This window comes from Dolichospermum flos-aquae CCAP 1403/13F, from assembly GCF_012516395.1.
Classification (GTDB): Bacteria; Cyanobacteriota; Cyanobacteriia; order Cyanobacteriales; family Nostocaceae; genus Dolichospermum; species Dolichospermum lemmermannii.
Map to the genome: position 1 here is coordinate 1588307 of NZ_CP051206.1, position 23541 is coordinate 1611847.

Consider the following 23541-nt stretch of genomic DNA (forward strand, 5'->3'; position numbering starts at 1 on the left):
TCACTTTCTCACACCATTTCGCTTTTAATGCTATTTATTATCATTAAGCATCTTAATTTTTGAATTGACTTTAGTTATTATGTACTACTTTAAGGGCTTTTTTGATCTGTGACAGTTTGGGGTGCGGAATGTGGGTTGTATGGCAATGGTTACACCGTTTCATTTAGGGAAAGTGACAGAAGAGGGATATTCCCTAATTAAGTCCGTTACCGTTACCGTTACCTTTGCCATTGCCATTACTGTTACCATTGGCTTTACCATGATTTTCTTGTACTGAATCAGAAATCAATTCCTGAAACATTTCTGTTGAGTTAGCAGGATCTACAAAGACAATTTTGGCATTATTGCTTTCACCTAATTTTTGACTAGCATCTACATAATCTTGGGCAACAAGATACCTTAAAATATCCTTACTTTCAGGATGATTCCGCAAGGCTTCTGAAATTATTTCTATAGATGTTCTAGTTCCTTCCGCTCGTTTAACTGCCGCTTGTCGTTCCCCTTCTGCGGCTTCTATAGCTGACTTTTTCTGAATTTGTGCGTTTTGTTGAGCTTCCATTGACTTGCGGACACTTTCCGGTGGAGTGATGCTCTGAATATCTAAACGGATAATTTCAATTCCCCAAGCGGCTGTAATTGAATTTAATACGCCTAATATGCTTCGGTCTACCTCGTCTCTAGACATATTAGTATCCTCTAAAGAATTCTGAGCGATATTTTCCCGGAGGGTAGTTGTGGCTAAGTTGGACAGAGCCTGTTGTAAATCATCAATGGCATAAAAACTTTTCTCAATATCTTTGATGCGCCAGTAAAGAATTGCATCAACTTCTAAGTAAACTCCGTCTTTAGTAATGACATTTTGGGGTTTAATATCTAAAAGCTGCTCTCTGGTTGTATCCTCCATCACAATCTGATCAAGAATAGGAACGATAAAGCTGATTCCCGGATTAAGTTTGCGATGATACCGCCCCAAGCGTTCAACTAAGGCGACATTCCCTTGATTTACCATCTTTGCAGATGCCAAGGCATAACCTACTAGAGCTAAAAATATGATAAAAATTATTGGATCCATTGAATTATTCTCCTCCTTCAGCTTTGGGCAGAATTGATTATTAGGGTTATAGCTTGCATTAACTGTAAATTAAAATGGGTTAAGTGCGTAATTTCCCAATCAGTAACTATAAAATGATAAACCTGCGATCGCATTATAGGCGATTGCTACACCTCTAATGATGAATTGCTGAAAAAATAAACTCAGATGTATAATAGACATCTCCGAAAAAGATCGTAGAGACGTTCCATGGAACGTCTCTACAAGGGTTTCAAGTCACGTACATTTAATTCTCACCAGATCTGTGACATACTCCACACACTCCCCTTCAGGTGAGTGTGGGCTTCTCGGCGACTCTTCTATGAAGACATTGACCGAGCTTTAAAGCCCTATGCCCTAGGGACTTTTTGAGATAATTTTTAACTTTTTTGATAGGCTGCTTTTCAGCATTTAATTGAGTTACACCTACTGTGTGAAATTATATCAAATATTCGGAAAAAGTCAAGAAAGTGTTCATTCCGCACTTCGTGCCGCTTCGCTAACACCGACCAACATTGCTAATTTCGCTCACGCTCAATTTTGCTCGTTAGTCAAGAAAGTCACTCACGCGTATTCATCTCATCACCTCCCTATCGGGTAGGTGAGAGGCTTCTACTGTTTAAGCTAAAATCCAGTGAATAATCTGATAATCCCCAAAATAGTACCTAGAGGACCAGCTACAGTATTAACTCTATCACCAGTTTTGGTTAAACCGTTGCGATCAACCACGACAACATCATTGTTGCGAAGGATCGGATTGGTTTCTTCGTTAATTCCTTTAGCTAAATCCACTTTAACTGGACGTTTACTAACAGTACCATTGGAGTTGAGGCGAATCAACTCTACACTTCCTCTACTAGCTCTACTATCATTGAAACCACCAGCCGCTAATAATGCCTGATTTAAAGAACTATTCGGTTGTAGTCTAACTGCCCCTGGTCTTTTGACTTCACCCACTACACCCACTTCAATAGTATTTGGGGACAAAGTTGTTGTTGCTAATTGGGTAGATTCGGCGGCACTAATGTCCGTAGCTGTAGGAATGACAATTGTATCTCCATCCTGCACCACAATGTCTTGATTGATATCACCGCTTTGTAGTAATTCCCATAGATTAATATCTATAGTTTGTTCCGTACCAGTTCGGGTAGGACGGCGTAATTTAATCTTCCGCACATCCGCAATGGACGTAATTCCCCCTGCTAGTTGTAAACTCCGCATTACAGTTGGTAAACCACCACCAGCACCACCACCCTCTGCTCCACCTGCATTTCCAGCGGTAACAAGATAAGAACCAGGACGGTAAACTTGACCAATTACCACCACTGAGCGGGGTGAAGTTTGACTGGCAGCAAAGTTAGCTGCAAATAAATTTCGGGCTTCAGCCACATTCAAACTGGTAGCTGTGGGAACAACGATGGTATCTCCATCTCGTAAAGTAATCTCTTGGGATATTCTGCCTGTTTGCGTTAATTCCTTTAAGTCCAAGGAGACTGTCTGCTCTCCAGAACGTCCTACCTTGCGGCGTAATTGTACTTGAGTCACATCTGCTGCCAGTGTTACCCCTTGGGCTATGGTTAATGCAGCTAATACCGTTGGATATTGGACACCGGGGTTATTTCCCGCTCCTCCTTCTAAGCTGAGGGTATAAGCACCTGGTCTTGTTACCTCTCCCGCAACAAACACATTGATGGGACGTGGTGATAATAAGTTGACGGAAATCAGGGGACGTTTGAGAAAGCGAGCATATTTTCTGGCGATTGTATCAGCAGCTTGTTCTGTGGTTAGTCCCGAAACAGGGATACTGCCAATTAAAGGCATATTAATTGAACCACCGGGAGGGACTTGATATTCGCCTGTATATTCTGGTACTTCAAATACATTAACACGGATGCGATCGCCGCCGCCCAATAAATAATCTGTAGCTATGCTGGATGTTGATTTTACTGGCTGTTTTTGAGCTAAACTCACGGATGGTAAAGCGATATTCATTGTTGTTAACAATGCTAAACCCATAGTTGAATGGGTGAGAAATTTACACAAATCTTTATTAAGCATATTTACCTGAGAATTGAAAATGACGATATTTACAGTTATTCTGAAACATTTTAACATCGAGTATACTGAAGAATCATAGTGACTCAACAATTTTATTTTCTAATAAATCTTTAGTTTTCCGGACATAAATAATTTGTTGCGTAAGGAATTTGATTTTAAATCTTCTTTGAGGTTAGGAAATATTTTCAGTGCTTCTTGCAGGTTAAGTTTCCTAACTTATAACAATTTTCGATCCTATATTAACAACAAATTTATCAACTGATAGTACAGTCATAGCCCTAAATTGATCAGGAAGTATTAACACATAAGTAACTGATTTTTAGAATGATCAAATAATTCGCAAAAATTACTACTTATGGGTGATTTATTCCTCTTATTTTCTAGTTTTTTGTGCTAATTAAGGGGATGATTTCGGATTTGAATTTGATGGATAAAAAACTCTTCTAGAGATTGACGTGACAGATTCATAGTGATAATTTTTCCCCCCATTAATCTCAAACTAGACAGAAAATCATAATAATCTTCTTGGAGTATACCGTGCCAATAACCATCAGCCCGAAATTCTAAATTACCTATCCATTTTTCCAAGATTTCCCCATCTCCACCTTGACCTTTAACATGATATGTGCTTTGGTTGTCTAAAAGTTCATTGAGAGAACCGCAACAGATTAATTCTCCTTGAGCAAGAATAGCCACGCGATCGCAAATTTGTTCAACTTCACTCAACACATGACTATTAAAAAATATGGTTTTACCAGATGCTTTCAGCGAAAGAATAATTTCTCGCATTTGGTAGCGTCCCAGCGGATCAAGTCCAGACATGGGTTCATCTAAAAAAACCAAATCCGGATCATTAATTAAAGCTTGTGCCATTCCCACACGCTGAAGCATCCCTTTAGAATAGCGCCGCATTTGCTTTTTGCGAGCATCAGCTTGAGATAACCCCACTAATTCCAACAATTGGGGAATGCGTTGACGTTGTAACTTTTGGGGAATTTGAAATAAACCCGCTGTCAACTGCAAAAATTCCCAACCGCTCAGATATTCATATAAATAGGAATTTTCTGGGAGGTAGCCAATATGCTGCTTGACTTTAGCGTTGCCTATGGGTTTACCTAACAATAAGCCCCGTCCAGATGTAGGGCGAATAATTCCCAGCAACAATTTTAACAGCGTGGTTTTACCCGCACCATTGGGACCCAACAAACCAAAGGTTTCTCCTGGGTACACTTGTAAAGAACAGTTTTTGAGCGATACAACTTTTTGATTGAGCCAAAATCCCGTGCGATAGACCTTTCGCAATTCAGAAGTCAGGACTACGGGTTGTTGATCTAGGGGATTTTGTTGATAATCGGGGTTGTCTACAACAGAATTCATGGCTATGAAACTACCAACTACTGACTATTTAGAGCTAACTACAGATTAACCGATGCTGAGGATTTTTATAACACTCCTTTGGAACTAGGAATTGTTTCTGCCCGCCGGCGATCAATTTCTGCCGCTATTCTCATGGCTCTAGCAAAGGCTTTAAATGTAGCTTCAATAATATGATGGGAATTAATTCCATCCAATTGGCGAATATGTAACGTCATTTGGCTATGATTTACCACAGCCACAAAAAACTCCCTCACTAACTGGGTATCATAAGTTCCCACCCGTTGAGTAGGAATTTCTAAACCATAACTCAGATGCGGTCTACCAGAAAAGTCTAAAGCAACTTGTACCAAAGCTTCATCTAGAGGCGCAAGAAAATTCCCAAACCGGACAATTCCCTTTTTATTCCCCAAAGCTTGAAATAAAGCTTGTCCTAAAGTAATTCCCACATCTTCGTTAGTGTGGTGATCATCAATTTCCCAATCACCTTGAGCTTGAATATCCAAATCAAATAACCCATGGGAGGCAATTTGATGGAGCATATGATCTAAAAAAGGAATACCTGTAGAAACTTTACATATCCCTGTACCATCAAGATTGATAGTAACGTAAATATCTGTTTCACCAGTAGTGCGGTGAACTGAAGCTATCCGAGAAGTTTGTTGGTTAGTCATTTGTCAGTTGTCAGTTGTCAGTAGGGGCGAAGCATTTGGAAGATAAATTATCGGTCATTGCCAAAAATAGTTCTCCAAATGCTTCGCCCGTACAGTTGTCAGTTGTCAGTTGTCATTGGAAAAATTCTTTCTCCCTACATCCCTACATCCCCCACATCCCCTACATCCCTTACATTCCCTACATTCCCATAATTTCATAACCTGCATCTACATACAGGATTTGTCCAGTAATACCGCTGGCTAAATCACTGCACAAGAAAGCCGCAGTATTCCCTACTTCTAATTGAGTAACGGTGCGACGGAGAGGGGCGACTTTTTCAACATGATGAATCATATCTAGAATACCACCCACGGCTGAAGATGCTAAGGTGCGAATGGGACCTGCAGAAATGCCATTGACGCGAATATTTTCAGGACCAAGTTCTGCTGCCAAGTAACGAACACTGGCTTCTAAACCAGCTTTAGCCACACCCATGACATTATAGTTAGGAATTGCTCTAACTGCTCCTAAATATGTAAGAGTAATAATACTTCCGCCTTGAGTCATTAAAGGTTTAGCTGCACCGCTTAACTGTACCAGTGAATAAGTGCTAACTTCCAAAGCTGTATTGAAACCAGAACGAGAAGTTTGACTAAAACCTCCAGTCAAATCTTCTTTTTTTGCAAAGGCCAAACAATGCACTAAAATATCTATTTTCCCCCATTCTTGCCGGATGGTTTCAAAAGTAGATTGAATTTGCTCGTCATTTTCAACATTGCAGGGCAAAAATAGGCTAGGACTGAGCGGTTCTACCAATTCAGAAACTTTTTTTTCCATTTTACCCTTGTCATCTGGCAAGTAGGTAATGCCCAAATTAGCCCCGGCTTTGTGCAGTTGTTGGGCAATTCCCCAAGCGATAGAACGGTTGTTGGCAATACCTGTAACTAGGGCATTTTTTCCAGATAGATTCAGCATAAACATTGCTAATGTAATTCATCATTAGGAGCATACTAGAATCTGAGTCTAGTTTGACTGTGTTGGGCTAAAGATTTTCCAAAATACTCCAAGCATAAGCAGTAAGCCCCCAAAAAACCATGACCATGTTCACAAAAATTCTCAAGAAATTGGCAATTTTTAGAGGCAAAACCTTGAGACTATAATTAGTGAAACTACTTATCAATAATTACTAGCTAACCGGAACAACAATTATGTATCATTATAAACGAAAGACTAGGAATTCCGCGTTTGAGTATAGGAAAAAACAGAAAATTTAATGATGATCTATTGATTTTTCAGGTGTATTCTTAGGTAATTAGTTTTTGTTTTTCTGGCATTGGGTAGGGGAAGGGAGAAAATGATAGTGACACAAGATAAAGCCCTAGCAAATGTTTTTCGTCAAATGGCAACGGGGGCTTTTCCTCCAGTTGTGGAAACATTTGAACGGAATAAGACGATCTTCTTTCCGGGAGATCCTGCCGAACGAGTTTATTTTCTTCTCAAGGGTGCTGTAAAACTGTCGAGAGTCTATGAGGCAGGAGAAGAAATAACGGTAGCTCTGCTCCGGGAGAATAGCGTTTTTGGCGTACTGTCGTTGCTGACAGGGAATAAGTCTGATCGATTTTATCATGCAGTGGCATTTACCACTGTAGAATTACTTTCAGCCCCAATTGAACAAGTCGAACAGGCACTGAAGGAAAATCCAGAATTATCCATGTTAATGCTGCGAGGTCTTTCTTCGCGGATTCTTCAGACGGAGATGATGATTGAAACTCTTGCTCACCGGGATATGGGTTCAAGGTTAATTAGTTTCTTGTTAATTCTTTGTCGAGATTTTGGCGTTCCTTGCGCTGATGGCATTACCATTGATCTGAAGTTATCCCATCAGGCGATCGCTGAAGCAATTGGCTCTACTCGCGTGACAGTTACTAGACTGCTGGGAGATTTACGCGAGAAGAAAATGATTACAATCCATAAAAAGAAGATTACTGTGCATAAACCTGTTGCTTTAAGTAAGCAATTTACTTAGAAATTATGGGGGAATGGAGTTGGCACGGGTTCTATTTTTGAGGTAGTGCGGTCTTGGGATCTCTCCAAGCAGAACAACTACCGTAGAGATTCAACCGTTAATTTGGAGGAAGATCTCAAAATTGGATAATTTCTACTTTTGCCTAACTCCATTTACCCACAGACAATGGTTAAACGTAGTAGGCTGGATCAGTCAGCATTACGGTAGCTAAAAATGACCACCGGGTACATTCTGATTGCAGCAATTCTCATTTTGGGAGGCGTAATTGCCACCGTGGGCGATCGCATCGGCACACGAGTTGGCAAAGCCCGTCTCTCACTTTTTAATTTACGTCCGAAAAAAACTGCTGTAATTGTCACTATTTTTACAGGTGGTCTAATTTCTGCATCAACTTTGGCAATCCTATTTGCGGCTGATGGCGGATTGCGAAAGGGCGTATTTGAGTTAGAGGATATTCAAAGAGATTTGGGGAACAAGCGGGAACAACTAAAAACCGCAGAGGCGCAAAAAAACCAGGTAGAGAGTGAGTTAAATAAAGCCAGACAAGAACAAAGTCAGGCACAACAAGAATTACAGAAAATTAATAAATCATTACAGGCAGCAAATACTAAACAAAAGGCTACACAAGCCCAACTCAATCGCACTCTGAACCAGCAAGCTAAAACTCAAGCCCGACTTAATCAAACTCAAAGTCGTCTTGGGGGAATTGTGATTCAGTATCAACAAGCTAGAAATGAATTACAAACTCTTTACAATCAGCGACAAACATTACAAACGGCGGTGGAAGAGTTAAAAACGGAACGAAAAAGATTATACGCCCAAGCTAAAGAAGCTATTGATGAAGCAAAGACGGTGATTGAAAAACGCGATCGCAAAATTACTAAATTAGATAAACTTATTCAAAATCGTAATCTCGAAATTAAACAGCGGGAAGAAGTTATTATTACTAGAGAATCTCGCTTGAAAGAATTAGAGAAACAACAACAATTTTTAGAGCAGGAAGTAGCCAGACTAGAAAAATATTATCAGTCCTACCGTGACCTCCGCTTGGGTAAACTAGCTTTAGTGAAAGGTCAAGTGATAGCCGCAGGGTTAATTACTGTGGACAAGCCTGATGCGGCACATCAGGCAATTATGCAAATTCTCCAGGAAGCTAACCGCAATGCCAATATTCAGTTAACTGAACCTGGTGGTACACCAGTAAATAAAGAAATACTCCGTGTTACCAAAGATAAAGTTGAGCAGTTAATTGCACAAATTAAAGATGGTCGAGAATATGTAGTGCGAATTTTCTCCGCAGGTAATTATGTCAGAGGTGAAAAGCAAATAGAATTCTTTGCAGACGCAGCGAGAAATCAACTCGTATTTTCATCAGGTGAAGTGCTGGCTACTACTACAGCGGATTTAAAAAATATGACATCTGAACAAATGCGTCAACGCCTAGATTTACTAATTTCCGCTTCTCAATTTCGCGCCCGGAACGCGGGAATTGTCGAAAGTGTCCAAATAGAAGGCACTTTTCTGCGCTTTGTTACCCAACTACAGCAAACGGAACAGGAAGTAGAAATTAAAGCCGTAGCCGCAGAAAATACTTATACTGTGGGTCCGTTGAGAGTCAAATTAGTAGCCATTTTGAATGGACAAATTCTTTTTAGCACCTGACAACTGACAACTGACAACTGTACGGGCGAAGCATTTGGAGAACTATTTTTGGCAATGACCGATAATTTATCTTCCAAATGCTTCGCCCCTACTAACAACTGACAACTGACAACTGACAACTGACAACTGACCAATGACTAATACACAACCTGTAATTTTAGGATTTGATCCTGGTCGTGATAAATGTGGGATTGCCGTGATGGGATTGGATAGACAAATATTCTCTCATCAAGTTGTATTGGCAAATGAGGCGATCGCTAATATTGAAACACAACTGCAAAGATTCCCAGTGTCCTTAATTGTCATGGGAGATCAAACAACAGCTAAAAAGTGGAAACAGCAACTTAATCAAGAATTAAGTAAACCCACCAATATCATTTTGGTTGATGAACGTTATTCCACTTTACAGGCACGCGATCGCTATTGGCAGATGTATCCACCCCAAGGCATCATCAAACTATTACCCAAGGGTTTGCGTCAACCGCCCAGGCCAATAGATGACATTGTAGCCATTCTCCTGATTGAACGATATCTCAACCGACTAACTGACAACTAATTTACAATTCAGCCCGAATTGTAAAAGCATAATCCCCCCCAGGTTCTAACTGATAGTCCTGTTGTTCTAAAAACCGCCCTAGAGGTTCTTTGATTAAAGCACGACCTTGGGAAGGCTTTACAGAAAGTTCTCCCCGGCGGAAATGCCACTGGAAATGCCATTGAAAATTACCGGCGCTAACTTCACCTTCAAGAAAGCCTTGTGGCCAAGATTGGCGGGTAATTTTCACATAAGCAGTAGTTTCTGGCAGACGTTTAGCACTCACGCTTGTTTGATGTCACGGATGGGATAAAGGACAATTATTTATAGGGTTACTTATTCTATGTACCAAAAATAGCTTAATTTTACAAACTAATAAAAACAAGATATGTTAGCAAGCCCTAATTAGTCCACCCCAAATAAAAAAGGTTGCTGAATTGCTGCAACCCTAATGTTTAGCAGTATTGTGTTTTTAATCAATAGATGCCAATTCAACGGCTTTTGACACTCTCAGAGTCTTTTGACACTGAGATTCTTTAGTCAATGAGCTTTACGCTTACCGGACATTTCTGTAAAGATTTTGTCGTATCTAGAATTTTTTTATTATTTTCCGACCTGATCGGATTACCATTACCAGAATTTATGCTTGGAGATGAGTTCTCTTCTATCTGATCATTGCTAGGTTCATGGATAATCAGGGTATTGCACGGAATCGTATCTGATATAATAGCACTGGCCATCATCCCAGTATGAACTTCCATTTGTGCTTCTGGAAGAACTTCAAACACCAGCCTTTGTCCGGGAAATACAACCCTTTCAAAATACCAATTGGGAATATTGGAGATACGAGTCACCTGGATTTTACTCGTAGCGTTGACGTAGCAACAGAGAATCTTCCCCGAATGCTCTGGTGGTAGAGGATCTAATATCTGAGCCATAACTGCTGAGGAGCTTATTTGCGCCACAATTTTACATTACATCAGTAAAGCTAACACCCGATGATCCCTAGTAACTGTAACTGCGACTACCAACTGCAATTTTCTGCATTATTTCTGTCTAAAGATATATAGAGATTATAAAAGTTTTCAAGAACTAAAGAAAATCGCTGATGTTTTGCAATACTGTAGCCAAAAAAAGTAAAATTGTACCTCACTGATTTGAAAATCGCTATAATTATAATATACTCTTCAAAAATACCCTTATAAAAATAATTACAATGGTTCAAAAAATTGCCTTATTTAATCACAAAGGTGGTGTTAGCAAAACTACCACTACTTTTAACTTAGGTTGGATGCTTGCTTCAAAGGGAAAGAGAGTAATCCTTGTAGATACAGACCCCCAATGTAATCTTACAGGGATGGCTCTAAAAGAAGAAACAGAAGACGATGAAGCAAGAATAGAAACCATTTACAACAGACATTCTAATATTAAGAGTGGGTTAGCTCCTGCTTTTGAGTCACAACCACGAGCTATTGAAGCTGTAGATTGTATTCAGATAGAAGGTCAAGAAGGTCTATTTTTGTTACCTGGTCATGTGGGCTTTGGTGAATACGAAGTAACATTAGGTATTGCTCAAGAACTAAGTGGTTCAATTCACACACTCAAAAATTTGCCGGGTGCAATTTCTGATCTTTTGGAAAAGACTGCTAATAAATTTAATGCTGACTACATTTTAATTGATATGAGTCCAAGTTTAGGATCTATCAATCAAAACTTACTGATGACAAGTGACTTTTTCTTAGTACCTACGACTGCTGATTTCTTTTCTGTGATGGCAATTGATTCTCTATCTAGAATATTACCAAAATGGTGTGCTTGGGCAAGAATGGCCAGCGCAAACCCCATATTAAAGGAAGCTACTTATCCATTTCCGGAATTTAAGTTGAAATTTTTAGGAACTATAGTTCAAAATTATAGAATTAGGAATGGTAAAGAAACAAAAGCATTTCAAACATGGATAGAAAAAGTAGAGAATACAGTTACGAATAAGTTAAAACCGGTTCTGGAGAAAAATAATTTATTATTACCTAATCAAGTTTATCCTGAACAGGGTATGAATGGTAGTTTTACGATGACCAAAATTTCTGACTTTAATAGTTTAATTGCTCTATCACAAAAACACGCTACACCAGTTTATGCACTTAGGCTGGAACAATTAAACCTGCAAGGCATAGTAAAAGAAAATAATGAAAAAAAGCAGGAAGAATTTAAAACAACTTTTTCCGATTTAGCAGATAAAATTATTGAACTATCATCGAGTTATGCAGTCAGCCCTTGATCAATTTCGTATTAGTATTCAGCGTGTTCGGGATTTAATTTCTCTGCATAACTCTATTAAAGCTCAAGCGACTTCTGTTTTGGATTTATCGGATATTCTTAGGGCAGCTTTAGTTCTGACTGTAAGTGCATTGGATTACTACATTCATGAAGTTGTAACTTTGGCAATGTTGGAAATACATCGAGGAACAAGACCAGAACCATCATTTAGGGATAATGCGAACCAATCAGCTTTTTCAAAATTTAAAGTTTCGCTGGGTAGTGCTAATCAAGATAGAAAAGTTGCTATAGATATTGGTTCATGGATAGAGAGTGAAATACAGCAGAGTTGTGGAGATGACTTTTTACAGCAGTCTCATAATATTTCCAGTTTAATTCCTATTATTTCCAACACTATTTTAAATAGATTAAATAATAATTCATGGTTAGAAGCTGAAATTAGAGAAAGTCTGAGTTATAAAAGTTTTCAAGAACCAGATAAAATCGCCGATGCTATTAAGTTGATATCAAATATAAAATTGTGGGAGAGAGTTACTAATAAAATGAGAGGAAATACTACACAGGAAGCTCAAAAGAATATAAAACAAGACCTACAGGAAATTGTAAAACGCCGAAATCAAATTACTCATGAAGCAGATATAGATCCTACTTATGGCTTAGGAAATCGCTGGCTTATAGATGAATCAATGGTTAATGATGCAGTAGATTTTATTGAGCAGGTTGTTGAGAGTATTCATCAAATTTTATAGCTGCGTTATTTTCCCACAACCACCCCCCAATTTAGATACAATCTATAAACTGACATAACCTCTACTTAACCAAAATGACAAGCATCTCCACCCCTACCCTCAAAATCCCCGAACTCCTAGCACCTGCGGGTAACTGGGAATGCGCTCAAGCAGCAGTAGAAAATGGTGCGGATGCGATTTACTTTGGTTTAGAAAAGTTTAACGCGAGAATGCGGGCTGAGAATTTCACAGCAGCAGACTTACCCGAATTGATGGAATTTCTGCACCTGCGGGGTGTGAAAGGTTATATCACTCTGAATACCCTGATTTTCCCCCAAGAACTAACAGAAGCACAGCAATACCTCAAAACTATCATTTCCGCCGGTGTTGATGCTGTTATCGTGCAAGACGTGGGTATTTGTCGGCTGATTCGTCATCTTTCCCCTGACTTTCCGATTCATGCTTCTACCCAAATGACTATTACCAGCGCTGCGGGGGTAGAATTTGCTAAATCTTTGGGTTGTCAACTGGTAGTTTTAGCGCGGGAATGTTCGATTTCGGAAATTAATAAAATTCAACAACAAATATCTCAAAAAAACACTTCCTTACCTTTAGAAGTTTTCGTTCACGGTGCTTTGTGCGTCGCATATTCTGGACAATGTTTAACCAGCGAAGCACTAGGAGGACGTTCTGCAAATCGGGGAGAATGCGCTCAAGCTTGCAGAATGCCTTATGATTTAATTGCAGATGGAGAAGTTATTAATTTAGGCGATCGCAAATATTTATTAAGTCCTCAAGATTTAGCAGGTTTGGAAGTTTTACCAGAGTTAGTAAAATCTGGAGTTACTTCTTTGAAAATTGAAGGACGGTTGAAAGCACCAGAATATGTTGCTAACGTGACTCGCGTTTATCGTCAAGCATTAAATCAACTATTAGAAACAAATGTAGAGACGTTTTCTAGTTCAAATAAAGACCAATATAAGTTAGAAATGGCATTTTCTCGCGGACTATATACAGGTTGGTTTGAGGGGATTAATAATCAAGAATTAGTGCATGGGAGATTTGGTAAAAAACGGGGTGTTTATTTGGGAGAAGTTACCCGAATTAGAAATGCAGAAATCACAGTGAAATTAGAAGCACCTGTTAAACCGGGAGATGGAATTGTTTTTGATTGTGGACATCCTGAAAGGAGAGAAGAAGGAGGAAGAATATATGCAGTTATTCCCAATGGTCGAGATGTAATATTAACCTTTGGTAGAAATGATTTAAATTTCCATAGTATTCACATAGGTGATAAAGTTTGGAAAACAAATGATCCAGAATTAGACAAGCAAATTCGTCAAAGTTATACTGGAGAACATCCCCAATTTACCAGACCAATTAATATAGAAGTCCATGGAGAAATTGGTGAAAAGTTAATAGCTATATCCCGTGATCAATCTTGGAATATAGTTCAAGTAGAATCAGAAATATTAATAGCAGAAGCCCATACAAAACCCCTCTCTACAGAAAGATTAAAAGAACAATTTGGACGGTTAGGAAATACACCTTTTCATTTAGACACTTTTATAAATAATCTCAACGGTAATATTATGTTACCCGTGAGTGAGTTAAATCGAATGCGTCGGGAAATAGTTAGTAAATTAGAGGAATTAAGAAGTAGACCCAAACTTTGGGAATTAAATCATCAGGGAAAATGGCAAGATCTAATTAGTTCTAAATCTACACCAATTCCTGGTTTTCCTTCCCTGATTGTTTTGGTGAGAAACATCGAACAATTAAAAGTAGTATTAACAGCAGATATCAAAACCATATATTGTGAATTTGAAGATCCTCGCAATTATAAAGAAGCAGTAAAAATAGTCCGAGAATCAAAACAGGAAGAAATTAGTATTTTTGTCGCACCACCCCGGATAACTAAACCTGGAGAAACCTGGATTTTAAACCAAGTTCTTACTTCCCAAGCTGATGGTTATTTAATTAGAAATTATGATCAATTAGAATATTTTGCGACAGAAAGATGTATTGGTGATTTTTCCTTAAATATTGCTAACCCTTTAACCGCAGATTATTTTCAACAACGCTTTAATTTAGAACGATTAACAGCATCTTACGACTTAAATATTAATCAACTCGAAGATCTAATCACACATTATCCAGCGCAAAATTTTGAAGTGACAATACATCAACATATACCCATGTTTCACATGGAACATTGTGTATTTTGCGCTTTTCTATCTGAAGGAACAGATTACACCAATTGTGGTAGACCTTGCGACACACAAACTGTTACAATTAGAGACAGAGTAGGTAGTGAACACATTCTTAAAGCAGACGCAGGATGTAGAAATACAGTATATAACGCTACTGCACAAACCGGAGCAGAATACGTGCAACGGTTAATAGGATTGGGTTTACAGTATTTACGGGTTGAATTTGTCAATGAGACACCGGAACAAGTGCAAAAAACAATACAAAGCTATCAAAAATTACTTCAAGGAGAAATCATCGGTTCGCAACTTTGGAGAGAATTGAAACTACAAAACCAATTAGGTGTGACTCGTGGTGCGTTGGGGATGAATTAGATTAATAATGATAAATATTATTACGATATTTACAGTCACTGTTAACTAATTTCCATATCAGTAATAGCGTACTAGTACCATTAAATTCAAACATAAGTTAAAGCTTTACTGAGATAAATGGTATTGAAGTGATGAAAGAAAACTTAAAAATTTTCCAATGTTCTGAAAATAAATATGTTGATGCAAAAATTTTGCCTTTATCTCAGAAGCATCTTGAAGAGATAGAATTATCTTGGAAACCTGAACTTAACAAGAATAAATGCTGGGACAAAGATTTAGAATTTAGCAAATATTTACATGAGAAACCATCCTTAAAATTCTATGTATTGGAATGTAATTTAGTTGCCCAAGGTATAATTGGGTTACTTCCTGGTCGTCCGTCAATGTTAGAACGGGGTGAAAATTTAGTTTACGTGGCTATATTAACTGTAGCACCTTGGAATCGCGCAGATATTAACAATTCACCGAAATATAAAGGAATAGGTACAACTTTAATAACATTCGCAGCTATATTTAGTATTCACTTAGGATTTGAAGGTAAGATAGGTTTACATTCTGTGAAAACAGCAGAAAATTTTTATAAACGTTTAGACTTTCTTGATTTAGGGAATGATATAAATTACAAGAATTATCACTATTTAGAGTTACCTATTGATGATGCTGAGTTATTAGTTTTAAACTCTTTATTGCTTGACAATTTAAGTAATTAGGGTGCCAATTTTTGTCGTACCACTCCAGATAACTAAACCTGGGTAAACCTACATTTTAAAATAAGTTCTTAACTTTGGCAAAAATTGAAGCTACAAAACCAATTAGGTGTGACTCGTAGTGCATTGGGGATGATGTAGCTAAACTACGATAAGTAGTATTACAATATTTATGCACCTTGTTTACTACTTTATATGTCAAGTTTAAATCCTCAGTGTCAGCAATTGCAAGCACAAGTTGAGTCTATTCTCCAACTTATACACCAAGAAGCGGCTTTGCGATCGCAAGATATTACATCTGTACAAATTTCTTTGGATAAAGCAGTTTCTCCCAAGTTTGAAATTGTGTTTGCGGGTGCTTTTAGTGCGGGTAAATCAATGTTGATTAATGCACTTTTGGAGAGGGAATTGTTATATAGTGCACAAGGACACGCGACTGGTACAGAATGTAAAATTGAATATGCACCAGCAGATTCAGAAAGAGTTGTTTTAACCTTTTTGAGTGAAGCAGAAATTCGGGAACAAGCGGTTTTTTTATGTCAACAATTGGGATTTAATACTGTAGAAAATATCAATAAACAGGATGTAGTTGATTTATTGCATCAAGGTTGTACAGCAATTATTCAACAAGAGGGAGGAGAAAATAAATCAGAACGTGCAAAACAAGCAAAAGCATTAATTTTATTGTTAGAAGGATATGTTGCAAACTAGGATTTTACGGAAGTCAAATTAAGCAAACAAGCATAGAAGATAGATTTGGATTAGATTCGATTTTTGCAGAAAGTGTTAAAGGTTTAGATGGAAGGGAAGAAACACCACAATTTGTTTATGAGTTTAATCGTTATTGTACTTCGGAAAAATTATCTCATAGTCAATTCCGTATTGCTGTTACTAACTTTGAAACTCCCAATCAAAACTATGTGAGAATTTTAAGCGAACAGGGAACACCGTTAATTAACCAACTCATTCAAGATAGTGGAATTGAAGAATTTCGCACATCAATTACTCGTTATCTTACAGAAGAGAAACGTCCCCAATTATTCAAGAATCTCGCAGATGATTTAGAAGACATTTGTATCAAACTCAAAAAACACTATCAAAGTGTGCAAATTGATTTAGATAGTCAACCGCGAGAAATTGAGAGTATGAAAGAATATGAGTTGCAAAAATTAAATCAGCAACTCCAGCAAGTTGGGAGAGATTTTAATCAGCACATTCATGATGAAGTTAACAGATTAATAAATAATAATTGTGAAGAATTTGAAACAGATTTTCGACAATTACAATCACGGATGATTCGTCGTCTTGATGAATTATTAGATACCTTTTCCGTTGCAGAAGCTTACCGTCGCGCTACTTTGAGTCATCCCCGCAATGCAACTGCACCTTTATTAGCTATTTTAGTAGAGGCTTTTTATTACTTATCTAATCAGTTGGAAGATATTTTAATTGAGTCTTGCGAACAAGTAATTGCTAATCTGTTCCAACAATTAATGACAAAGATTAGGAAATCAGAATATTACCGTCAATTGTATCGCTTATTAGGGAATGATGGAGGAATAGAAGCACAGGTAAAAGTCCTAGAAAAACAAGTTCCTCAAGCTTTGGTAAATACTGCTAGTGTTGAATGCGATTTACTTAATTGTCTGAATCAGGATATCCAGGATTTAAGGATTGACAGGATTATTAATTGTCAGAATCAGGATTTTCTAAAAGGTTAACTTATTTTGAAATTGATAATTGATGATATAATTATTAATATTCTTAGTAAAAATACTGAAAAATAAAAACTTTATTCTCAAATAAGTAGGTTAGCATTGAAAATCGTCGTTATGGCACTAGGCAAGAGGCAAGAGGCAAGAGGCAAGAGGCAAGAGGCAAGAGGCAAGAGGCAAGAGGCAAGAGTGAAGAGGGTTTGGGCGATTTTACTTTTCGTTACATATTACTCTTCGAGAAGCCGCTTCGCGTCTACGGTTTTTTCCGTTCACCTACTTAATTAAATCAAGAAATCCCAAAATATAAACACCAAATCACATCCTGTACATCCTCAAATCCTGGGTATCCTGATTCAGACAAATAATTAAATCAAGAAATCCCAAAATAGACATCTCCGGAAATAGCTAAAGTGTTACTACCACTGCTTTTCAAAGTGAGATTGCTCCTAAGGTGATAATTTGGGTTTGCGCCCACCTCCGCCGAGAATGATTCGGATTTTTTTTGATTCAACCAATTGTTGTTTATGATTATGTAGTTCTATGGCTTTTTCTAAAAGTTGCTGTAACTGCTCATACTTCAGCCCCAATAAACGCTGTGATTCGTGAGTGCTATTTTGTGCCAATACATACTGAGAACAAGAAAGTTGTGTAATGCTCAATTCTAATAAAATTGCACTAATTAGAGCTATAGTGGAGTTTTTGTATTTAAAGATAAATTTATTTTGTCGTAATGTGTAAAAGATTATTCTATTATATGGTTGTACGCATAACAAGTAAATTGTGTAAATACTTAATTGAATATATTTGTTGTGTACCTTCTAGTATGACTTTAGCACGTAGATCATATAAATATTAAATAAGCACCTTCTTCCTCTAACTCCCGACTCCTTTTTTATTTTTATCACTTGTGTTATTACAGGTAAAAATAACTAACGCTGTATAATTAACCCATCTTCTCAATCAAAACGATATTTTGAGTATTGGCGTTGGCGAGTAGTTCATTTATATTAGCTAAATCAGGGATATATGTGGCAACAACAAAAAAAAGATCGTGTAATTATCAAATTGGCCTTATTAATGGCTATAACTACCAGTCCTGTGGGAGCAAATCTCTTGATTTCCCTACCCGTCCGCGCGGAATCTGAGAGTAATACTCCGGCTTTTGCTTTACCGAAAAAAGTAGAAAATGGTACTGTCATTAAAATTGACGGTTCTCTTAACTCTATCATTGTCAACCAAAGCCTCAAAGAAAACTTTGAAAAACAGTTTTCAGGAACTCAGGTAGAAATTGGCGTAAATGGGAATGGATATGCTATAAAATCGGTTTTAGATGGTAACGTTGACCTAGCATCCCTTGGTCGTAGACTCACCCCAGAAGAAAAAGCTCAAGGATTAAAACAGGTGTTGGTGCGTCGAGAAAAAATTGCCATCATCGTTGGTATGAATAATCTCTTTTCTGACAGTTTAACTATTGAGCAATTTGCCAAGATTTTTCGAGGAGAAATTGCAGATTGGTCAGAAATAGGAAAAGGTAAAGGTAAGATTAGATTTATAGATCGTCCCTTAAATAGTGATACTCGCAGTTCTTTTAGTGAATATTCAGCATTTAAGTCTGGACAATTGCTAACAGGTGCTAATGCTGTGCAAATGTTGGAAGATAACACAACTGACATCATTAGAGAATTAGGTAATGATGGCATTAGCTATGTTTTAGCAAATCAAATTTCCAATCTGCCAGATGTGCGAGTATTAAAAGTACAAAACTACTTACCGAATGATTCTAAATATCCCTTTTCTCAGTCTTTTGTTTACGTTTATAAAGAAAATCCCAGTCCTAAAATTAGAGATTTTCTAGGCTTTATTTTAGCTAAACCAGGAGAAGAGTCAATAAAAGCTGCTAGAGAAACAGAAGCAATTGCTATTGCAGCCAGAACATTACAAACTATTTCTATATCTATGGCTACCACAGCCACTCCTGAAGTTTCTCAAACTCCATCTTTAACAACGATTCCCGAAACATTAGTTACACCCCCATCTATAAAAAATAAAGGGGAAACAGGGTTGATAAATCCTCTTGATAATCCTTCAATGATTACCAAGAATATGAGGTTTTTCTTACTACTACCTTTATTTTTTATTGTGGGATTAAGTAGTTTTTTACCCTTGTGGTTGAGAAGAAAAAATCGAGTTGCTTCCAGCGGCACTTCGCTATCCTCGAATCCGGAAACAGATTCCCTTCCAGAAACAGTTTTTACTCTGTCAGATTCAGAAGCATTCGCATCAATTCTCGCTAACAATGGTAATGGTAATGGCAATGGTGCAAATCACTACAAACAAGAAAACTCCCAAGAAATAACAGCAACTGGCAATATAGCTGTCATAGATATACCGCAGACAAGTTCCCCTCACAATCAAATAAACAAAATTTCTGAAATTGATCTGAATATAGATTATGATGAAGTAGTTTGGGATACGGAAGACCCTGTAATTGTTGTTAATAATCACTTTCCCCAAATCCCGAATATTCACCACCAACCAAATGATGCAGATATCTCCACAGATGAAGTCAGCAATTTTCTCTTAGAAGCACCAGAACTACCTGTAACTCAATCTAATCAAAATATTACATCCCTATCAGAATTACTTGGTATCACTTCGACACCAGTTAAGCCAGATATCAGCCTATCAGAACTCCTGAATACAACCCCTAAACCAGTCAACCAACCACCGCAAAATCAAGATTTACCATCAGAGTTAGGAGAGGCTTTAAACGCCATTAACAGTCCAATTGCACTCACACAACTGGAAATAGAAGAAGAGATATATCCTACTCTATTGCATCCCACAGCCACAAATGAAGACATAGCTATCGAGTTAGATGCAGAGATAGAAGCTTGGACTAATATTAATCCCATGACTGTGACTGGAAATACCAGAATTATCTTCACACCGCGCACTCCCAAATGGGCTTACCTGTCTTGGTATATTTCCGATAATCATCAACAAACATTACAGAATCAAGGACTCACCATTTTAGCAATTCGGGTCTATGATGTTACAAACCTTGATCTAAGCTATCAACGTCCTCAATTTGATGCACAATACGAATGTGAAGCCGCAACATCTAGTCGTTATGTGCCTATTCCCAGGGGTGAACGGGACTACATGACAGAAATTGGTTATGTGAATAATGATAATCAGTGGTTGTGTTTAGCGCGTTCTGGTACAGTCCGTATTTTCAGTCGTCCGAGTACGGATTTCTGGGTTGTCGTTGATGCAGAATTAATTCTTCATGGTGCAACAGAAGAAGGTGCAAATGTCACTATTGATGGTCAAAAAGTCAAAGTAAATCCTGATGGTACATTTAAGCTAACGATTCCCTTTGTAGATGATCTAGCTAGTTATCATATAACAGCAACTTCTGTCAATAGAGAACATACCAAAGCTATTGATAAGAAGTTTTTTCAGGAATAAAAAGAGAGTTAAAAGGTAGGTTGGGTTGTTCGCGTTAGCGTTGCGGAGCAATGGCTTTGCGAAACCCAACAAAACCAATTATTTCTAATGTTCAAATGTTGGGTTTTCAATTAAGTAGGTGAACACAATAAAACCAAATTGTGTAAAGAAATGTAAAATCGCTGAAAACTTCTTTACTCTTGCCTCTTGCCTCTTGCCTCTTTACTCTTTACTCTTTACTCTTTACTCTTTACTCTTGCCTCTTGCCTCTTGCCTCTTGCTATGACGACAATTTTCAACGCCAACCTACTTATTTCTGATGTTCAAATGTTGGGTTTCCTTACGTCAACCCAACCTACGAAATGAGATTATTTACCAATCATGGCAACAATAATAGATAGAGGAACATGAGAAAAATAATCTCTTTGAAATTGTTCTTCTCTAACTGCGGCTAAAAATTGACTAATAGCATAATCAGCAGGTTTTTGATAATATTTAAAATCCCAACTTATTTGTAAGTGATGATTTTGACGTTGGACGATAAAGCCTAAATATTTTAAAGCTTGAAATCCTAAATATAGGCTTTGGTCACTAATACCCAATTTCTCTAAAATCTGCACACGGGTAACTAGCTGGTTTGTGCGACCAAGATATTTAGCAATACCTACCAGAGTTACTAAAACATCTCTAGGAGTCTGATTTTGGGGTTTTCTCCAAGCAATCACTAATTGTTTTTGTTGATTTAGCGATTGTTTCCACCATAACCGGAGATTATCCCAATTAGTAGGACAATTTTTCATGATTAATAATGATTTTTCTGATTTTAATTCTCCTAAATCTTCCTGATTTCTCCAATCTAAAATCATTGCCGAATTCTGAGTTTTCAGTTCAGTTCCCGTATGGGAACGTAATGCAACTAATCTAATTTCATAGCGGTTTTTAAAGCTATTAAAATCAATTTCGGCAATACAATCACATTTACCTATAGGCAATTCTTCCTTATAATGTCCCCACCAAATTCCTGGAAAAGGATTATTAGTAGAATCATCTCGAATGTTAAAATCAGTTTTAATATATTGGATTTTATTTCCTTTTAAATCTTGTTCATTTCTATGCCAAGAATTTTCAAACCAACAATTTTTAATTAGTAGCTTGGGAATAGGATTTCCCATACCACAGGGTTCTAAAAGTTTCAATTCTAAAAATAAATCTTTACCCAAATCTGCAACGGTCACCACCAAATCAGCTTGGACTGTGGGAGTAAGATTAATTCCTCCTAAAGATTGGCGTAATTTCTGGTTAATTGCGGCTGTAAATAAGGGGATATTTTCTACTAATAAACTCAAACCCGCTGCAAAAGGATGTCCACCAAAACGATCTAATAAATGGGCTTGTTCTTGAACTAATTGATATAAATCAACAGAATTAATTGAACGTGCCGAACCTCGCGCAAAGGATGGGCTAGAATCTGTCTTATTCTCCTTTGCTTCTGTACTTAATAAAATTGTCGGTCGTCCCGTTTCTTGGGCAATTTGACCAGCAACCAAACCCAAAACACCACCTGCCCATTGAGGATCTTCTAAAACAATGACGCTGGTAGTGGATAAGTCTAATTGATTGAGTTTTTTCGTAACTTGGACTTGGACATCTTTTTGTAAAGACTTACGACGGGAATTAGCTAATTCTGTTTCTTCTGCAAGTTGTTGACAACGCTGCATATCTCTACTCGTCAATAATTCTACACAAAAACTAGCGTCACCATGAATGCGACTAACCGCATTAATTCGCGGTCCCAAACCAAAAGAAATATCTGTAGGGCGATCGCCACTTTTCTGGCATAATTCTAATAACTTACCCACACCTGGCCTTCTTCTGGCTGTTGGTAGTTTTTGATAATCCGTGTGTAATTGTTGAATTCCCAATTGTGCCAAATACCGACAATCACCACTTAATTGGACCAAATCGGCAATTAATCCCACTGCAACTAAATCTAGTAAATCAGTTAAAGGATGTGCAGGAATATCTGGCAAACTTATATATAAAGCTTCCACCAATTTATAAGCAACAGCCACACCAGAAAGATGATATAAAGGATGTTCCTTAGCTAAATAACGAGGATTGATAATTGCGACTACGGGAGGACGTTCTGAGGGTAATGTATGATGGTCAGTCACAATCACATCTATCCCTAAACTTTGGGCATAAATGATTTCGGCAATATTTGTACTGCCCGTATCACAAGTAACAATTAACTGACAACCTTGTGCAGCTAAAATATCAATTCCTGGTTTATTTAAACCATGAGATTCAGTTAAACGATTGGGAATATAATAACTTAATTGACGATGTTGCTGAAAAAATTCACCCAAACCATCCCATAATACCGCAGTCGAAGTAATTCCATCTGCATCAAAATCTCCCCAAATAACAATTTTTGCTCCCGTTTTCCCCGCAGTAATTAACCTTTCTATAGCTAAATTCATTTCCTGTCCAAATTCAAAAGAACTGGCAGGTTGATAACTTTGATAATTAATAAAAGCCGCTAATTTTTCCTGATCTTGAATTCCCCGTTGCCAAAATAATTGAGCCGCAAAATCACCACCTGTTGGGTAACTTTTCACTAATTCAATAAACCAATCAGGGGGTTTTTCCGTTCCTGTTAAAATCCATTCCATTT

General features: G+C 37.6%; 19 protein-coding genes and 1 pseudogene. 10 read left to right on the top strand and 10 right to left on the bottom strand.

Translation table 11 applies throughout. The features are described 5' to 3' along the window. Positions 1-193 precede the first annotated feature (193 nt). The 4 genes from HGD76_RS07785 to hisB all read right to left on the bottom strand — a co-directional run bounded on the left by HGD76_RS07785 (position 194) and on the right by hisB (position 5196). Positions 194-1072, bottom strand: coding sequence for an SPFH domain-containing protein (locus tag HGD76_RS07785; RefSeq protein WP_168695429.1), 879 nt, complete (start codon positions 1070-1072; stop codon positions 194-196). Positions 1073-1714: 642 nt separating this feature from the next. After that, positions 1715-3148, bottom strand: coding sequence for a polysaccharide biosynthesis/export family protein (locus HGD76_RS07790; protein WP_168695430.1), 1434 nt, complete (start codon positions 3146-3148; stop codon positions 1715-1717). Positions 3149-3541: 393 nt separating this feature from the next. Beyond that, on the bottom strand, positions 3542-4525 hold the full coding sequence (locus HGD76_RS07795; protein WP_168695431.1) for an ABC transporter ATP-binding protein: 984 nt from the start codon (positions 4523-4525) through the stop codon (positions 3542-3544). 65 nt (positions 4526-4590) lie between these two features. Further along, on the bottom strand, positions 4591-5196 hold the full coding sequence (hisB, locus tag HGD76_RS07800) for an imidazoleglycerol-phosphate dehydratase HisB (RefSeq protein WP_168695432.1): 606 nt from the start codon (positions 5194-5196) through the stop codon (positions 4591-4593). Between the two features lie 14 nt (positions 5197-5210). Between hisB and HGD76_RS07805 the strand changes: the two genes are divergently transcribed. Further along, the gene (locus HGD76_RS07805) at positions 5211-5396 is read left to right on the top strand and encodes a hypothetical protein (protein ID WP_168694539.1); all 186 of its coding nucleotides are present in this window, start codon (positions 5211-5213) and stop codon (positions 5394-5396) included. Here the strand turns inward: HGD76_RS07805 and fabI are convergent. Then, entirely contained in the window at positions 5375-6151 is a 777-nt protein-coding gene (fabI, locus tag HGD76_RS07810) for an enoyl-ACP reductase FabI (RefSeq protein ID WP_148764322.1), read from the bottom strand. The genes HGD76_RS07805 and fabI overlap by 22 nt on opposite strands. 379 nt (positions 6152-6530) lie before the next feature. Here fabI and ntcA point away from each other — a divergent pair, with 379 nt between their 5' ends. Then, the gene (gene ntcA / locus HGD76_RS07815; protein ID WP_015080072.1) at positions 6531-7202 is read left to right on the top strand and encodes a global nitrogen regulator NtcA; all 672 of its coding nucleotides are present in this window, start codon (positions 6531-6533) and stop codon (positions 7200-7202) included. A gap of 213 nt (positions 7203-7415) precedes the next feature. Continuing rightward, positions 7416-8864 carry a DUF3084 family protein gene (locus HGD76_RS07820; protein WP_168695433.1) on the top strand — a complete coding sequence of 483 codons (1449 nt, stop codon included), beginning with the start codon at positions 7416-7418 and terminating at the stop codon, positions 8862-8864. Here the strand turns inward: HGD76_RS07820 and HGD76_RS07825 are convergent. Next, positions 8795-8983, bottom strand: a complete 189-nt coding sequence (locus HGD76_RS07825) for a hypothetical protein (RefSeq protein WP_168694540.1) — start codon at positions 8981-8983, stop codon at positions 8795-8797. The genes HGD76_RS07820 and HGD76_RS07825 overlap by 70 nt on opposite strands. A 14-nt stretch (positions 8984-8997) precedes the next feature. Between HGD76_RS07825 and HGD76_RS07830 the strand changes: the two genes are divergently transcribed. Further along, positions 8998-9420: a pre-16S rRNA-processing nuclease YqgF gene (locus HGD76_RS07830; RefSeq protein WP_015080074.1), complete on the top strand. Its 423-nt coding sequence runs from the start codon at positions 8998-9000 to the stop codon at positions 9418-9420. A 1-nt stretch (position 9421) separates the two neighbouring features. On the opposite strand, the gene HGD76_RS07835 is transcribed toward HGD76_RS07830, so the two are convergent. Both HGD76_RS07835 and HGD76_RS07840 read right to left on the bottom strand, forming a co-directional pair. Further along, a complete protein-coding gene (locus HGD76_RS07835; RefSeq protein WP_168695434.1) occupies positions 9422-9685 on the bottom strand; it encodes a DUF3146 family protein in 264 nt (87 codons plus the stop codon). Positions 9686-9935: 250 nt separating this feature from the next. Further along, positions 9936-10337, bottom strand: a complete 402-nt coding sequence (locus HGD76_RS07840; protein WP_168695435.1) for a DUF1830 domain-containing protein — start codon at positions 10335-10337, stop codon at positions 9936-9938. A gap of 278 nt (positions 10338-10615) precedes the next feature. Here HGD76_RS07840 and HGD76_RS07845 point away from each other — a divergent pair, with 278 nt between their 5' ends. The 5 genes and pseudogenes from HGD76_RS07845 to HGD76_RS07865 all read left to right on the top strand — a co-directional run. After that, positions 10616-11677 carry a ParA family protein gene (locus HGD76_RS07845; RefSeq protein WP_168695436.1) on the top strand — a complete coding sequence of 354 codons (1062 nt, stop codon included), beginning with the start codon at positions 10616-10618 and terminating at the stop codon, positions 11675-11677. Next, positions 11661-12425: a HEPN domain-containing protein gene (locus HGD76_RS07850; protein WP_168695437.1), complete on the top strand. Its 765-nt coding sequence runs from the start codon at positions 11661-11663 to the stop codon at positions 12423-12425. Before HGD76_RS07845 ends, HGD76_RS07850 begins: the two co-directional genes overlap by 17 nt. A gap of 74 nt (positions 12426-12499) precedes the next feature. Further along, positions 12500-14989, top strand: coding sequence for a U32 family peptidase (locus HGD76_RS07855; protein ID WP_168695438.1), 2490 nt, complete (start codon positions 12500-12502; stop codon positions 14987-14989). A gap of 131 nt (positions 14990-15120) precedes the next feature. Further along, positions 15121-15699: a GNAT family N-acetyltransferase gene (locus tag HGD76_RS07860; protein WP_168695439.1), complete on the top strand. Its 579-nt coding sequence runs from the start codon at positions 15121-15123 to the stop codon at positions 15697-15699. Between the two features lie 192 nt (positions 15700-15891). After that, a pseudogene (locus HGD76_RS07865) lies at positions 15892-17330 on the top strand (dynamin family protein); the annotation flags it as partial. A 527-nt stretch (positions 17331-17857) separates the two neighbouring features. Here HGD76_RS07865 and HGD76_RS07870 read toward each other — a convergent pair. Then, entirely contained in the window at positions 17858-18070 is a 213-nt protein-coding gene (locus HGD76_RS07870; RefSeq protein WP_210967740.1) for a hypothetical protein, read from the bottom strand. A 367-nt stretch (positions 18071-18437) separates the two neighbouring features. Between HGD76_RS07870 and HGD76_RS07875 the strand changes: the two genes are divergently transcribed. Continuing rightward, complete coding sequence (locus tag HGD76_RS07875; protein WP_148764298.1) at positions 18438-20885, top strand: DUF4912 domain-containing protein; 2448 nt, start codon at positions 18438-18440, stop codon at positions 20883-20885. Between the two features lie 347 nt (positions 20886-21232). Here the strand turns inward: HGD76_RS07875 and recJ are convergent, their stop codons facing one another. Then, entirely contained in the window at positions 21233-23539 is a 2307-nt protein-coding gene (gene recJ, locus HGD76_RS07880; RefSeq protein WP_168695440.1) for a single-stranded-DNA-specific exonuclease RecJ, read from the bottom strand. Positions 23540-23541: the final 2 nt, after the last annotated feature.

What these genes read in the sequence shown, in the direction of transcription:
- hisB (WP_168695432.1), bottom strand. Translation starts at nt 5,196, where the DNA reads ATGACTAACCAACAAACTTCTCGGATAGCTTCAGTTCACCGCACTACT.
- HGD76_RS07860 (WP_168695439.1), top strand. Translation starts at nt 15,121, where the DNA reads ATGAAAGAAAACTTAAAAATTTTCCAATGTTCTGAAAATAAATATGTT.
- HGD76_RS07830 (WP_015080074.1), top strand. Translation starts at nt 8,998, where the DNA reads ATGACTAATACACAACCTGTAATTTTAGGATTTGATCCTGGTCGTGAT.
- HGD76_RS07820 (WP_168695433.1), top strand. Translation starts at nt 7,416, where the DNA reads ATGACCACCGGGTACATTCTGATTGCAGCAATTCTCATTTTGGGAGGC.
- HGD76_RS07790 (WP_168695430.1), bottom strand. Translation starts at nt 3,148, where the DNA reads ATGCTTAATAAAGATTTGTGTAAATTTCTCACCCATTCAACTATGGGT.
- HGD76_RS07845 (WP_168695436.1), top strand. Translation starts at nt 10,616, where the DNA reads ATGGTTCAAAAAATTGCCTTATTTAATCACAAAGGTGGTGTTAGCAAA.
- recJ (WP_168695440.1), bottom strand. Translation starts at nt 23,539, where the DNA reads ATGGAATGGATTTTAACAGGAACGGAAAAACCCCCTGATTGGTTTATT.
- HGD76_RS07850 (WP_168695437.1), top strand. Translation starts at nt 11,661, where the DNA reads ATGCAGTCAGCCCTTGATCAATTTCGTATTAGTATTCAGCGTGTTCGG.
- HGD76_RS07855 (WP_168695438.1), top strand. Translation starts at nt 12,500, where the DNA reads ATGACAAGCATCTCCACCCCTACCCTCAAAATCCCCGAACTCCTAGCA.
- fabI (WP_148764322.1), bottom strand. Translation starts at nt 6,151, where the DNA reads ATGCTGAATCTATCTGGAAAAAATGCCCTAGTTACAGGTATTGCCAAC.
- HGD76_RS07875 (WP_148764298.1), top strand. Translation starts at nt 18,438, where the DNA reads ATGTGGCAACAACAAAAAAAAGATCGTGTAATTATCAAATTGGCCTTA.
- HGD76_RS07840 (WP_168695435.1), bottom strand. Translation starts at nt 10,337, where the DNA reads ATGGCTCAGATATTAGATCCTCTACCACCAGAGCATTCGGGGAAGATT.
- HGD76_RS07785 (WP_168695429.1), bottom strand. Translation starts at nt 1,072, where the DNA reads ATGGATCCAATAATTTTTATCATATTTTTAGCTCTAGTAGGTTATGCC.
- ntcA (WP_015080072.1), top strand. Translation starts at nt 6,531, where the DNA reads ATGATAGTGACACAAGATAAAGCCCTAGCAAATGTTTTTCGTCAAATG.
- HGD76_RS07795 (WP_168695431.1), bottom strand. Translation starts at nt 4,525, where the DNA reads ATGAATTCTGTTGTAGACAACCCCGATTATCAACAAAATCCCCTAGAT.